At 60.2% G+C, this 14218-nt stretch carries 10 protein-coding genes and 3 tRNA genes; 7 read left to right on the top strand and 6 right to left on the bottom strand.

What is annotated here, in order from left to right; translation table 11 throughout:
- Positions 1 to 281: 281 nt before the first annotated feature.
- Positions 282 to 2966, top strand: a complete 2685-nt coding sequence (acnA, locus tag ACMXX3_RS06465; RefSeq protein ID WP_421083922.1) for an aconitate hydratase AcnA — start codon at positions 282 to 284, stop codon at positions 2964 to 2966.
- A gap of 312 nt (positions 2967 to 3278) precedes the next feature.
- On the opposite strand, the gene ACMXX3_RS06470 is transcribed toward acnA, so the two are convergent.
- Positions 3279 to 4811 (bottom strand): alanine/glycine:cation symporter family protein, encoded by a 1533-nt coding sequence (locus ACMXX3_RS06470; RefSeq protein WP_421083923.1) that lies wholly within the window; start codon positions 4809 to 4811, stop codon positions 3279 to 3281.
- 349 nt (positions 4812 to 5160) lie between these two features.
- Here ACMXX3_RS06470 and dxs point away from each other — a divergent pair, with 349 nt between their 5' ends.
- On the top strand, positions 5161 to 7137 hold the full coding sequence (gene dxs / locus ACMXX3_RS06475) for a 1-deoxy-D-xylulose-5-phosphate synthase (RefSeq protein ID WP_421083924.1): 1977 nt from the start codon (positions 5161 to 5163) through the stop codon (positions 7135 to 7137).
- A gap of 92 nt (positions 7138 to 7229) precedes the next feature.
- Here the strand turns inward: dxs and ACMXX3_RS06480 are convergent, their stop codons facing one another.
- The 3 genes from ACMXX3_RS06480 to msrB form a co-directional block, all read right to left on the bottom strand.
- Complete coding sequence (locus tag ACMXX3_RS06480; protein ID WP_421083925.1) at positions 7230 to 7709, bottom strand: Rieske (2Fe-2S) protein; 480 nt, start codon at positions 7707 to 7709, stop codon at positions 7230 to 7232.
- A gap of 30 nt (positions 7710 to 7739) precedes the next feature.
- A complete protein-coding gene (locus ACMXX3_RS06485) occupies positions 7740 to 9011 on the bottom strand; it encodes an HRDC domain-containing protein (protein WP_421083926.1) in 1272 nt (423 codons plus the stop codon).
- Between the two features lie 168 nt (positions 9012 to 9179).
- Entirely contained in the window at positions 9180 to 9599 is a 420-nt protein-coding gene (gene msrB, locus ACMXX3_RS06490) for a peptide-methionine (R)-S-oxide reductase MsrB (protein WP_421083927.1), read from the bottom strand.
- Between the two features lie 103 nt (positions 9600 to 9702).
- On the opposite strand from msrB, the gene ACMXX3_RS06495 reads away from it, so the two are divergent.
- Positions 9703 to 10983, top strand: a complete 1281-nt coding sequence (locus ACMXX3_RS06495; RefSeq protein WP_421083928.1) for an alpha/beta hydrolase family protein — start codon at positions 9703 to 9705, stop codon at positions 10981 to 10983.
- Between the two features lie 70 nt (positions 10984 to 11053).
- On the opposite strand, the gene ybaK is transcribed toward ACMXX3_RS06495, so the two are convergent.
- Positions 11054 to 11551 carry a Cys-tRNA(Pro) deacylase gene (gene ybaK / locus ACMXX3_RS06500; protein ID WP_421083929.1) on the bottom strand — a complete coding sequence of 166 codons (498 nt, stop codon included), beginning with the start codon at positions 11549 to 11551 and terminating at the stop codon, positions 11054 to 11056.
- Between the two features lie 215 nt (positions 11552 to 11766).
- On the opposite strand from ybaK, the gene zapE reads away from it, so the two are divergent.
- Entirely contained in the window at positions 11767 to 12828 is a 1062-nt protein-coding gene (zapE, locus tag ACMXX3_RS06505) for a cell division protein ZapE (protein ID WP_421083930.1), read from the top strand.
- Positions 12829 to 12966: 138 nt separating this feature from the next.
- Here zapE and ACMXX3_RS06510 read toward each other — a convergent pair whose 3' ends face one another.
- Entirely contained in the window at positions 12967 to 13536 is a 570-nt protein-coding gene (locus tag ACMXX3_RS06510) for a GNAT family N-acetyltransferase (protein ID WP_421083931.1), read from the bottom strand.
- 230 nt (positions 13537 to 13766) lie between these two features.
- On the opposite strand from ACMXX3_RS06510, the gene ACMXX3_RS06515 reads away from it, so the two are divergent.
- The 3 genes from ACMXX3_RS06515 to ACMXX3_RS06525 all read left to right on the top strand — a co-directional run bounded on the left by ACMXX3_RS06515 (position 13767) and on the right by ACMXX3_RS06525 (position 14029).
- Positions 13767 to 13839 (top strand) — tRNA-Gly (locus ACMXX3_RS06515).
- Positions 13840 to 13863: 24 nt separating this feature from the next.
- Positions 13864 to 13935 (top strand) — tRNA-Val (locus ACMXX3_RS06520).
- A gap of 18 nt (positions 13936 to 13953) precedes the next feature.
- A tRNA-Gly gene (locus ACMXX3_RS06525) sits at positions 13954 to 14029 on the top strand.
- The last annotated feature ends 189 nt before the right edge of the window (positions 14030 to 14218 follow it).

A 14218-nucleotide genomic window follows, 5' to 3' on the forward strand; every position in this document is an offset into this window, starting at 1 on the left:
GGCAGGGGACGCAATATATTAACGGCACATTTTCCTTGCCAAAGCCGAAAAGTCGCGCCTGGGGAGGTGGAATCGTCCCCACCTGTGGGCCGAAGGATGAAACATTTACTTACGGGTCGTCTTCAAAATATGTGAACAAAGTGATACCGGGTACACTATGTACCAGTGGCCCCATGCCCACCAGCTCTCCATGAGAGCGTCACACACCCACCGCACAGTAGCAGTGGCCCAGGTGAGGCCAAGGCCAATCACATGACAGTGTCGAGAGGAGTCCCACACATATGAGCACTGTGGACAGCTTCGGTTCAAAGGGCGTTCTCAACGTCAACGGAACCGACTACGAAATTTACCGACTCAAGGCAGTCGAAGGCTCACAGAAGCTGCCTTACTCACTCAAGGTCCTGCTTGAGAACCTGTTGCGCACCGAAGACGGCGCCAACATCACTGAAGGTCACATTAAGGCCCTCGCCAACTGGGATCCCACCGCAGAGCCCGATACCGAAATCCAGTTCACCCCCGCCCGCGTCATCATGCAGGACTTCACCGGCGTCCCCTGCGTCGTCGACCTTGCCACCATGCGCGAGGCCGTGAAGGAACTGGGCGGCGACCCCTCCAAGATCAACCCCCTGGCACCAGCCGAACTGGTCATCGACCACTCCGTTCAGATTGATACCTTCGGCACCGCCGACGCTATCACCCGCAACATGGACATCGAATACCAGCGCAACGGCGAACGCTACAAGTTCCTGCGCTGGGGCCAGACCGCCTTCGACGACTTCAAGGTCGTACCCCCCGGCATGGGCATCGTCCACCAGGTCAACATCGAATACCTGGCCCGCACCATCATGGCCCGCGAAGTCGACGGCGTCCTCCGCGCCTACCCCGACACCGTCGTAGGTACCGACTCCCACACCACCATGGTCAACGGCCTGGGCGTCCTCGGCTGGGGCGTCGGCGGTATCGAAGCTGAAGCAGCAATGCTCGGCCAGCCCGTCTCCATGCTGATCCCCCGCGTCGTCGGCTTCAAGCTCACCGGCTCCATCCCCTCCGGCGCCACCGCAACCGACGTCGTTCTGACCATCACCGAAATGCTGCGCGAACACGGCGTCGTCGGCAAGTTCGTTGAATTCTACGGCGAAGGCGTAGGCCAGGTGCCCCTGGCCAACCGTGCAACCATCGGCAACATGAGCCCCGAGTTCGGATCCACCGCCGCCATGTTCCCCATCGACGAGAAGACCCTCGAATACCTGCGCCTGACCGGTCGCAGCGAAGAGCAGGTCGCCCTGGTCGAGGCCTACACCAAGGAACAGGGCCTCTGGCACGATCCTTCCGTCGACGTCGAATACTCCGAGTACCTGGAACTGGACCTCTCCACCGTGGTCCCCTCCATCGCAGGCCCCAAGCGTCCCCAGGACCGCATCCTGCTCTCAGAGTCCAAGAGCCAGTTTGCCTCCGACATCAAGAACTACGCCAAGGACGGCGAAACCGACAAGTCCGCCAAGGTCTCCATGGCAGACGGCCGCGAGTTCGAGCTCAAGAACGGTGCAGTGTCCATCGCCTCGATTACCTCCTGCACCAACACCTCAAACCCCTCGGTCATGATGGCTGCAGGCGTGTTGGCCCGCAACGCCGCCGCCAAGGGCCTGACCGCCAAGCCCTGGGTCAAGACCTCCATCGCCCCCGGCTCAAAGGTCGTCACCGACTACTACGAGAAGGCAGGTCTGCTGCCTGACCTCGAGAAGCTCGGCTTCTACGTCGTTGGCTACGGTTGCGCCACCTGTATCGGTAACTCCGGCCCCCTGGAGCCCGAAATCTCAGAGGCCATCCAGAGCGAAGACCTCTCCGTCACCGCCGTCCTCTCAGGTAACCGTAACTTCGAAGGCCGTATCTCACCGGACGTCAAGATGAACTACCTGGCCTCCCCGCCGCTGGTCATCGCCTACGCCCTGGCCGGTACCATGGACTTCGACTTCGAGAAGGACTCCCTGGGCACCGACGCCGACGGCAACGAGGTCTACCTCAAGGACATCTGGCCCGACCCCGAAGAAGTCCAGAAGATCATCGACGAGTCACTCGACACCGAGATGTACAACAAGGAATACGGCACCATCTTCGACGGTGACGAGCGTTGGCAGTCCCTGGAGACCCCCACCGGCTCCACCTTCGAGTGGGACGACAAGTCCACCTATGTGCGTAAGCCCCCGTACTTCGAGGGTATGACCATGGAAACCAGCCCCGTTGAGGACATCAAGGGCGCCCGCGTCCTGCTCAAGCTGGGCGACTCTGTCACCACCGACCACATCTCACCTGCAGGTTCCTTCAAGGCTGACACCCCCGCAGGTAAGTACCTGATCGAAAACGGTGTAGAGCGCAAGGACTTCAACTCCTACGGCTCCCGCCGTGGTAACCACGAGGTCATGATTCGCGGTACCTTCGCCAACATCCGTATCAAGAACCAGCTTCTGGACGGCGTTGAAGGCGGCTTCACCCGCGACTTCACCAAGGACGGCGAACAGTCCACCGTCTACGAGGCCTCCATGAACTACCAGGCTGCCGGCATCCCGCTGGTTGTTCTGGGCGGTAAGGAATACGGCACCGGTTCATCCCGTGACTGGGCTGCTAAGGGCACCACCCTGCTGGGCGTCAAGGCAGTTATCGCTGAGTCCTTCGAGCGTATCCACCGTTCAAACCTGATTGGTATGGGCGTTGTACCCCTGCAGTTCCCTGCCGGTGAATCCCACGAATCACTCGGCCTGACCGGTACCGAAACCTTCGATATCACCGGCCTGACCGAACTGAACGAGGGCACCACCCCCAAGACCCTCAAGGTCACCGCCACCGCTGAAGACGGCAAGGTCACCGAGTTCGACGCTGTAGTTCGCATCGACACCCCCGGTGAAGCCGACTACTACCGCAACGGCGGCATCCTGCAGTACGTTCTGCGTAACCTGGTTCGTGGCTCCTAAATAGTCCTGACCAGCGGTTCGTAAAGCCTGTGGCCCTTGCTCCCCAGGGAGTAAGGGCCACAGGCTTTTTTGATGTCCCAAAGTTGCGGGGATTTTCTCTGGAATCAGCCAGGGATCGGATAGGGGGGGGAACTGACTCCAAACTGGCCTTAGCTTCAGGCCCCTGCGTCCAACCCGTACTTGACCTCGCTGCTTCGCCGGGAGGGCCACAGGGAGCCCTGGGAGGGGTAGGGGGATAGGACGCAACAAGAAGCTCCCCCTCACCGAGGCTGGGCTGGTGAGGGGGAGCTGAGATAAATTACCGGGGTAGTTCTACTTTGTGTCGACAGCTGGGATTGCGCCGGTCTTCACGTCGTAGTAAGTCTCCCAGAAATCTGCATTCTTGATACCGAGGGGGCGGGGATCGAACATGGGATCAAGACCCTGCTTCTTCTGCTGCTCGTAGTCCTTGAGAACCTGCAGGGCGGGCTTCTGGATAACCAGAATACCTACAATGTTCAGCCAGGCCATCAGGCCTACACCGATGTCGCCGAGGGTCCAGGCGTCGCCTGCAGTGGAGACACAACCAACAACCGTAGCAACCAGAATCAGAAGCTGGAGCAGGCGCAGCAGGACGTTTGAGGCCAGCTCGCTCTTGAAGTTGCGGGTCAGGTAGCGCAGGTTGGTTTCAGCCATGTAGTAGTAGGCCACGATGGTGGTGAAGGCGAAGAAGCCCAGGGAGACGGCGATGAAGATGGGGCCAGCGCCGGGGATGAAAGTATCAAAGGCTGACTGGGCGAAAGCCGGGCCCACCGTGACAGACTCGGCCAGGCCTCCGTGACCCTCGGAGAGGACGGGGGTGTCGGCAGTGCCGCCCTCGTAGACCCGGTACATGCCGGTGGACAGAATCAGGAAGGCGGTGGCGGAGCAGACGAAGAGGGTGTCGATGTAGACAGCCATAGCCTGGACGAAGCCCTGGGCAGCGGGGTGCTTGACCTCAGCGGCCGCAGCTGCGTGGGGGCCGGTGCCCTGGCCAGCCTCGTTGGAGTAGATGCCGCGCTTGACGCCCCACTCAACAGCAGAACCGATGATCGCGCCGAAGGTGGCGTGCAGGCCAAAGGCGGAGGAGAAGATCAGGTTGATGACATCGCCCAGCATGTTGATGTTGATGAAGGCAACGACCATGGCCAGAACAATGTAGATGATTGCCATGAAGGGCACTACAACGGAGGCGAAGGTTGCGATACGCTTGACGCCGCCGACGACGATGAAGGCCAGCAGGATGGTGATACCGGTGGCGGTCATCCAGGGGTGGACCTCTGGGAAGGCTCCCTGCATGGAGGAGGCAATACCGTTAGCCTGAACGCCGGGCAGGAAGAAGCCACAGGCAAGGACGGTAGCGAAAGCAAAAATGGAGGCATAGACCTTGAAAAGGCCGGAGTACTGGGTGTGGCGGTAGGCCTTCTCGAAGTAGTAGGCCGGGCCACCACGGTATTCACCGGTAACCTTGTCGCGCTCCTTGTAAATCTGGCCCAGGGTGGACTCAATAAAGGAGGTCGAAGAACCCAAGAAAGCGACAGTCCACATCCAGAACACGGCACCGGGACCACCGAAAGCAATAGCGGTTGCAACACCTGCGATGTTACCGGTACCCACGCGACCTGCAAGTGACATTGCAAGAGCCTGGAAGGACGAGACGCCGTCCTTGGAAGACTCGCCCTTGAAGGTTGCGCGAATCATGGTGGGAATCTGGCGGATCTGTAGCATGCGGGTGCGGATGGTGAAGTACACACCAACAGCCAGGCAGAGGTACACCAGAACAGGGGACCAAATAATATTGTTGACCCAGTTGATGACTTCGGACATTTCAACATTCCATTCGTGTGTGAGCTGGCGGGGGAGGCCAGCAGCGTGATGAATGAGCTTCGCTGTGAACCAGATCTATGTCCTGGTGCACAGTGTGAGCTGTTGAACAAAGATAATAAACTCCCCTGTAGGTGTTTCGAATCAGCCACGCCCACGTTTACATGTAAGAAACACAGAAACCGTCCCGCCCTCTCACACTGTGAATCGTCAAACTCCTACCCGACCGGGTAAAGTAGCTTAATTGCAGGACATCTCACCTGCAGTGCAACTCGATCCGCACCGGGAAACCCAAGGCCCTACGTCCGCAGATATTAGGGTGGGGGAGCGGCCCGGCAACAAGGGAGAAACCGTGGGACTGCTTGAAACGATCCAAGAACCGGGCGACCTCAAAGCCCTGAGCGACGCTCAGCTGGCAGAACTTGCCCAGGAGATCCGCACCTTCCTCGTCAGCAACGTCTCCCGCACCGGCGGCCACCTGGGCCCCAACCTGGGCGTCGTTGAACTAACCCTGGGAATCCACCGCGTCTTTAACTCACCCACCGACTCCATTATCTTCGATACCGGCCACCAGTCCTACGTCCATAAGCTGGTTACCGGCCGCCAGGATTTTGCGACCCTACGCCAGAAGGGCGGAATCGCCGGCTACCCAGAACGCGCCGAATCAGAGCACGATATCGTTGAGTCCTCCCACGCCTCCTCCTCAATTTCCTGGGCGGACGGTATCTCCCGCGCCTACAAACTCACCGGCCAGACGGACCGCTACACCATTGCCGTCATTGGCGACGGCGCCCTCACTGGCGGCATGGCCTGGGAGGCAGTCAACAACATCGCAGCAGACCGGGACCGCAAGGTCATCATCGTGGTCAACGACAACGGCCGCTCCTACGCCCCCACCGTCGGAGGCTTCGCCAACCACCTAGCCGCCCTCAAACACGAGGTGCAAAACAAGCTCGACCAGGTACGGCTAGACTCCCGCTATGAACGGGCTCTCGACTTCGGCCGAACCAAACTCCAAAAGGGTGGCCCGGTTGGCCAAATGATTTACCGGGGCCTGCACGGCATGAAAGCCGGCATTAAGGACGTTATGGTCCCCGGCGGTATCTTCGAAGACCTGGGTATGAAGTACGTCGGCCCCATTGACGGCCACGACCAAGAGGCCGTCGAAACCGCCCTCCTGCAGGCCAAAAACTTCGGCGGGCCCGTCATCGTCCACGCAATCACCGAAAAAGGCCACGGCTACGCCCCGGCAGTCAGCGACCAGGACGACATGTTCCACGCCGTTGGCGTCATCGACCCCGATACCGGCGAAGCGCTCGCTAAGTCGTCTGGAAAATCCTGGACCAGCGTATTTGCCCAGGAAATCAAAGACATTGCCGACGAACGCGACGATATTGTGGGCGTCACCGGCGCTATGCTGATCCCTGTTGGCCTCAAGCCCATGGCTGCTGCCCACCCCGACCGCGTCATAGACGTGGGTATTGCTGAACAGCACGCTATCGCCATGAGCGCCGGGTTAGCCTACGGCGGCCAGCACCCGGTTGTTGCCCTCTACGCCACCTTCCTCAACCGGGGCTTTGACCAGCTCCTCATGGACGTTGCCCTGCACCAGGCAGGTGTCACCATCGTCCTGGACCGCTCAGGTGTTACCGGGCCGGACGGGGCCTCCCACCACGGCATGTGGGACCTTGCCCTGCTGCAGTTCATCCCCGGCCTGCATATGGCTGCCCCCCGCGATGCTGTGACCCTGCGCGAAGAGCTCCGCGAGGCTGTTGCCATCAACAATGCCCCCACTGTGGTGCGCTACCCCAAGGGCTCTGTCGGGGCTGATATTCCTGCCCTTGAACGCCTTGCTGACGGGGTGGACGTCCTGGCCCGCACAGGTGAGCCAAACCCCGAATCTGGCCAGCGGGACGTCCTCTTGATCGGCGTGGGTGCCTTTGCCCGCCTGGCTTTAGATACCGCTGCCCTGCTTGAAACCCAGGGGGTTTCTGTGACCGTCATTGATCCCCGCTGGGTCATGCCCGTTCCCGGCTCAGTTCTTGACCTAGCCGGCGACCACCGCATTGTGGTCTCCCTTGAGGACGGCGTGCGGGCTGGGGGCGTTGGCTCCCGCATCCGCCAGGAAATGCGGGCAGCTGGCATTGACACGGCCCTCAACGAACTGGGCCTGCCCGCCGAGTTCATCAAGCACGCAGAACGCCACGAGATCCTTGAAGAGGTTGGCCTGACCCCTGAGAAAATCTCAGCTGATATCCTGGCACAGCTAGCCGGTGACATGGTGCCCTACGCCCGCACCGCAGGAGAAAAGCCCAAGCACACCCACTAGGGGAGAGAACCCTCCCCACCAGGTTGAGTCTGCACCCAGAAAAAATCGCCCTGACCTGCAAACCAGGTCAGGGCGATTTTTCGTGGTCAAAGCTAGGAGACCCAGATACGGCCGTCCTTGACCTCAACCGTGAACTCGGGCAGGGGAAGTTCTGCCGGGCCGCCCTGGACAGCACCGGTGGTCAGATCAAAGACCGAGGCGTGGCAGGGGCAGCTCATGGATTTATCTTTGAGGGCGTTCAGCTGGCAGCCCTGGTGGGTGCAGACCGAAGAGAAGGCGTGGAACTCGCCCTCAGCAGGCTGGCTAATCATGGCCGAGAAACCACCTGCGGTAGCCTTGATGACGCCACCAACAGGGACGTCTGCCGCAGCGGCCATATCAGTGGCCTGGGTGGGGCGGCCGTCCTCGGCGGTCAGGGGCTCGGAAGACCCAGATGAGCTACAGGCAGAGAGGGCAAGAGCCCCAGCGCCAGCAGCCAGGGTTCCGGCAACAGCCCGGCGACGGGTCAGGCCTGCTGCCTGCTGGTCGGTTTGGTCTTTGGTTTGCTCCTGGCAACCGCAGGAAGTGCACATGAACTTCACCTTTCAATCATTGAGAAAAACTTAGGAACTGGCCTGGGCAAAAATACCCGCTAGGGGGGCGGCGACAAGTTCAATCTGCCAGGGCCGGGCCTCAAGAGCGGCCAGGGCAGAGGAAATGGTCTCAACCGTCGGCTTAGCTGGCGGATCCCAGCAGAGGCGGCGCAGGACGTCCGGAGTCAGCAGGTTCTCCTGCGGCATAGCCAGATCCTCAGCAATCTCAAGAATGAGTGGCTTAGCCAGAGCAATGAGTTCTGCTGATGCGGGCCGCTTGACCTCCCAGGCCTTCAGCGGCGGCGGGCCAGAAGCTGGAAGGGTGAAGGGAACCAGGTCGTCCGTATTTTTAGCCTCGGCAATAGCCTTGAGCCAGCGGGGGGCCTCGCGTTTGAGGGCCCGGGTCTGGAAGCCGGGAATCTGTAGAATCGCCGGGACGGTTCTGGGCATGAGTCGGGCTGCAGAAATCAGGGCCGAATCCGGGAGCAGGCGTTTAGGGGCGACGTCCTTAGCCTGGGCCAGGTGCTCCCGCTGGTACCAGAGGTTGCGAAGGGCAGTGAGCTGGCGGCGGGTTTTGACGTCCCGAATCCCCTTGGTTTTGCGCCAGGGATCAGGCTTGACTTCACCCAGGGGGTGGTCAATGACGTAGCGGAACTCCTCGTGGGCGTAGGCCAGTTTGTTCTGGGCCCTTAGCTCTTCTTCTACAGCGTCGCGCAGATCAAGCAGGATATCGACGTCCAGGGCAGCATAGTTGAGCCAGGCCGCGGGCAGGGGGCGGTGGGACCAGTCCACAGCCGAATGTTCTTTAGCCAGCTTGTAGCCCAGCAGGTGCTCGACCATGTAACCCAGCCCGACCCGTTCAAAACCAGCCAGGCGGCCACCGAGTTCGGTATCAAAGAGGGCGTCAGGGTACATGCCTAAGTCGGCAAGGCAGGGGAGGTCTTGGGTGGCAGCGTGCAGGACCCACTCAACACCGGCCAGGGCCTCGTTGATGGGGGAGAGGTCATCGAAACACTCAGGATCAATGAGGATAACACCAGAATCGCCGCGCTTGAGCTGCACCAGAAAGGCCCTCTGGCCGTAACGGATACCCGAGGCACGTTCTGTATCGACGGCCACGGGGCCGCTTTGGCTAGCCAGCAACTCAGCTACCCGGTGGAGGCCACGTTCGGTATTGATGACGGACGGGGTGCCGCCCTCAGGCTCATCCAGGGGAACCAAATCAGGGATACTCAGACCCTCCGGCAGATCCCAGCCTGCACCGGACCGGTCACAGCTGGGTTTTTCAGTGGACTGCCCCACAGCAAGACTCCCCCTTCAGATCAACATTCATACCTATTATGCCAGGTAGGGTAAGGACGCGGTGGGGTGGCGCATATCGCAACAACGCCCCAGGACGCCCCCGCCCCGGCCTTGGACCTACCTAGCTGGGCGGGAACGTCCTGCCCCCAAAAAATAAGGGCGAACTGCCTAGCTGAGGGGCTTTTCTTCAAGCGTCAGACACACAGAATTAATGCAATAGCGCAGGTCAGTGGGGGTATCGTAGCCTTCACCCTCAAAGACATGGCCAAGGTGGGAATCACAGGCAGCGCACCGCACCTCAACACGAACCATGCCCAGGGACCGGTCTTCGATATAGCGAACCCTGTCCGCAGCTAGCGGCTCGAAGAAAGACGGCCAGCCACAGTGACTATCAAACTTCTCACTGGAGCGGAACAACTCCGTGCCACAGGCCCGGCAAGAATAAACACCCTCCGTGGTGGTATTCCAATACTCACCGGTGAAAGGGCGTTCAGTACCGCCCTGCCGCAACACCTGGTACTCCAAAGGATTGAGAACAGACTTCCAATCCTTCACAACCTGACCCACACCGGGCAGATGCTCACTCATGCTTCCAACCTTTCAACAACTCACCTGACCAAGGCCAGGTCCTTACTCCTACCAACCCTACCGGCCCCTGAATTATTCCGGCACCTACCGTACACTTAACCCCATGGCCCCAGAGAATCCCTCCATCCACTCCACGACCCCACCTCGCGCAATCACCCTGGCAACCGTCGCAGGGTTCGCCGGGGCAACAGCCGCTGCCGCCGGCCTCGTCACCGGCCTGGGATCAGCGGGCCTAGCCACCTACTTCGCCCGAAAAATCTTGATACCCCCCAAGGCGCCGACGGAGGACGTCCAGGTTCTCTCCCTGGGATACAGCACCACAGACGTCCAAGGGCAAACCCCCACCACCATCCGCCTAGAAGCCACCGAAAAAACCCTGGCCAAGGGTACATACGGCTTCTATTTCTCCGGCGGGGCTGGCTTTGCAGTCCTAGGCGACGTATTGAGCTACTCCCCGGACGACAAGTCAGTAGTTAGGCCCATCGAATCTATAGAACGGGGTGACATCACCGGCATTAAACGAGGCCGAATCAGCGGCGTCGTCGCTACCGACCCCGGCATGGCTGGCTACCGCTACCGCGATATTGAACTGAACCTACCTGTCGGCCCCGCCCCCGCCTGGCTCGTCCACCCGGAAGCCTCCCTTGCCACCGAAGAACCTGCCCACCAGGACGGCACCGGGGCAGCCCCCAGCACCACCTGGGCCATCATGGTTCACGGCATGGGGGCAACCCGGGCAGAAACCCTCAGAGCCCTCGAAACAACCCAGGCCCTCGGCCTCACCAGCTTGCACATGAGCTACCGCAACGACCGCGAAGCCCCCTCCAGCGAAGACGGCCGCTACGGACTCGGATTCACCGAATGGCACGACGTCGACGTCGCCATCGACTACGCCCTAGCCCACGGGGCCCAGGATGTCGTGCTCTTTGGCTGGTCCATGGGTGGGGCTATCAGCCTCCAAACCGTCGACCAAGCCCGCAACCGCCACGCTATCAAAGCCCTCGTCCTCGACGGCCCCGCCATTGACTGGATCGAACTCATCCAGTACCACACCCACATCAACAAACTGCCCCTCACCATCGGCCAGCTGGGCCTCAAAATCATGAGCCACCCGGCCCTCACCGCCGTCACCGGCCTCAAAGAACCCATCAAATTCGACCGACTCTCCTGGCCCACCCGGGCCAACGACCTCACCTGCCCCACCCTCATCATCCACTCCGTCGACGACCTCTACGTTCCCTACCAGCCTTCAGAAGCGCTCGCCCGCCTATCCCCCCACGTTGACTTCGTCCCCTTCCACGGAGCCCCCCACACCCGCGAATGGAACGTCGACCCAGAGCTCTGGGCCACCACCGTCACCACCTGGTTACAGCCCAAGCTCTAAACCCGCGCCTCACCAACACAAAAGGACGCACCCGCCCCGGGCGGATGCGTCCTTTCGGCTCAACAAAAAATTAAGGCGCCGCGATGTCGGCGTAAGAGCCCGAGGTCAATTTAACGAGATCATCAGCAGCCAACTCAATATCCAAACCCCGGCGGCCACCAGAAACAAGCACAGTATCAAAGAGCTGGGCAGTCTCATCCACCAGCGTGGGGTGGGCAGTCTTCTGGCCTAGCGGTGAAATACCACCCACCACATAGCCAGTGCGTTTCTCAGCCACATCGGGAGCCGCCAGCTTGGCCGACTTCCAGCCCAGGGCAGCCGCAGCAGCCTTCACATTGAGCTTGCCACCCACCGGCACCACGCAGACCGCAAAATCTTTTTCGTGCGTAATCATCAGGGTCTTAAAGACCTGCTCAGGGGAGCGGCCTAGCTTCTCAGCAGCCTCCAGGCCAAAGTTAGTCTCTCCCTCAACATGCTCATACTCCCGCATTTCAAAGGAAGTACCGGTTTCAAGCAAGAGGGCAATCGCAGCAGTAGCAGCAGAGGCCTTCTTCTTAGCCTTAGCCATAACAACACCTTTCACAGTCGAACACTACCTACCAGCCTAGAAGAAAAGAAGCCGCCCACCAGCGTCCATACCCACAACCGGCCCGAAGTGTGAAAAAACCAACCCACTTCAGGTCAAGCCCGCCCAAACCGCAACATTCGGTAACGGCGCCCCCACCAACTACACTGGGAATGTAAGGAACCGCCGCGCACCGAAGCGCCCGAAGAAAGACCGCCTTGGCCACCTATACCCAGCTCACCGACCGCACCCCCCAGGTATCAGCAGACGAACTCCTAGCTGGTTTCAGACCCTCAGAACGATTCGGCGAAGTCTCCTTCGACACCTACCGACCCGACCCCAACCAGCCCTCCCAACAGGCAGCCGTCGACGCCCTACGCGCCTTCGGAGAAAGCATCAACCGCGGCGGTTCAACCAGCGGGGGCGGCTTCTTCGGCCGCCTCTTCGGCGGCGGCAAAAAGAAGGACGCCACCAAAGCCGGCCTCTACCTCGACGGCGGCTTCGGCGTCGGCAAAACCCACCTGCTGGCCTCCCTTTGGCACTCAGTCGACGGCCCCAAGGCCTTCGGTACCTTCGTCGAATACACCAACCTGGTCGGCGCCCTTACCTTCCGCAAAACCGTCGAAGCCCTCTCCAGCTACAAGCTAGTCTGCATCGACGAATTCGAACTCGACGACCCCGGCGACACCGTCCTCATGTCCCGCCTCATGCGCGAACTAGCAGAAGCCGGCGTCAAACTCGTCGCCACCTCCAACACCCTCCCCGGCGCCCTCGGTGAAGGTCGCTTCGCCGCCGCCGACTTCAAACGCGAAATCCAAGTACTCGCCGACCAGTTCGACGTCCTGCGCGTCGACGGTGAAGACTTCCGCCACCGCGGCCTACCCGCCGCCCCCGCGCCCGTAGCAGACACTGAATTCGACGCCCTGGTTGAAAACCGCTTCGGTGGGCTCGAAACCATCGCCATCGACGACTTCGAAACCCTCATCGACCACCTCTCCCGCGTCCACCCCTCCCGCTACCGCCAATTCATCGACGGCCTCGACGCCATCGCCTGGCGCAACGTCACCACCATCACCCAACAGGCCGTCGCCCTCCGCTTCGTCGTCCTCGCCGACCGCCTCTACGACAAAGACCTCCCCATCATCGTCTCCGGCGTCCCCTTCGACCGGGTCTTCACCGAAGAAATGATGACCGGCGGCTACCAGAAAAAGTACTTCCGTGCGGTTTCACGCCTGACCGCATTAGCACGTGAGGGTATGTTGGACGAAACGGAGGTGTGAAACCACTCCGTCTCGCCTGACCGCCCTAGCGCGTGAGGGTATGTTGGACGAAACGGAGGCGTGAACCCAGGACGCCGGGGCGCACCTACCTGCCTGCAGCAGATAAGTGCGCCCCGGCGTCCTTGCGTAAAAACCGCCCTAGCCGGGGAAGCCCAACTCGGCCCAACGCTCTCGCGTCAGCTCAGCGGCGCGCATATCAAGCAGGGGAGTGGAGCCGTCCTCAAGCGGACGACCCGGCTCGCTATTCGCCAACGTACGGAAATTGGTAAACCCAACCCGGCGGGCCACCCGCTCCGATGCCACATTGTCAGCCAACGCCTTCCACGTCACCAGATCAAGGCCAAGTCCCTGGGGGTCCAGGGCAAAACCCACCATCATGCCCAGGGCTTCTGTCAGAAAGCCCTGCCCCCGGCAAACTGGGGATAACCAGTAGCCGACCTCAGCCGAAGAATCTGTGATGTTAAAGAGACTCACCACACCGGCAAACACACCACTGGCGTCAATACCCCACACCATTTCATGCCCGCTTTCGCCTGCCTGATGGGTGTAGGCAATGAAATCACGGGCAACATCCGGCGTATAGTTCAGAGGAACCGAAAGGCAAAAACGAATAATATCCGGGTCTTGGCAGGCTTGAGCCATCGCCTCCGCATCGGTAACGCGCAGCGGGCGAAGAGTAAAACGCTCGGCCAGAAGTTGGGGGTGCATGCAAACTCCTTATGTCAAGGGTCAGTTCGTAACCAGTCTACGCACCCAAAGATGTGGCGGAAGGCATAAAAGAAAAATTTTGGGTCTAGCACGGGGGATAGGGTGAAAACCGCGAAAAGACGCGGTAAAAAAGGGTTTGCGGGAAGGTGCGTATCGATTTGGCATGAAGCAGAAAAGTGTGTAAAGTATTTACTCGTTGGTTCGGTTCCCTCAAGGAATTGAAACACAATGCGGTTGTAGCTCAGTTGGTAGAGCACCACCTTGCCAAGGTGGATGTCGCGAGTTCAAGTCTCGTCAACCGCTCGCAGCACTCCTTGCGAGTGTCTAGCGCGATTGGCGCAGCGGTAGCGCACTTCCTTGACATGGAAGGGGTCACTGGTTCGATCCCAGTATCGCGCACAAGACTATAAGGTCTATGCGGTTGTAGCTCAGTTGGTAGAGCACCACCTTGCCAAGGTGGATGTCGCGAGTTCAAGTCTCGTCAACCGCTCCAGGTAAGCCCCGGTTCAATGAACCGGGGCTTTTGCATCGTTATCTACCACTTGATAGAGTGTTCACCATGTATTTCGCAGCAGCTATCGCTAAGCCCTGGACCCGCCGCTAAAGGCGGCTTACACCTAGGGTTCAATCTCTTCAGCCGCCGTTCCATCACCCCAGATGAACGGGTACATAGTCGTACCCT

This window comes from Rothia nasimurium (assembly GCF_049068285.1).
Classification (GTDB): domain Bacteria; phylum Actinomycetota; class Actinomycetes; order Actinomycetales; family Micrococcaceae; genus Rothia; species Rothia nasimurium_I.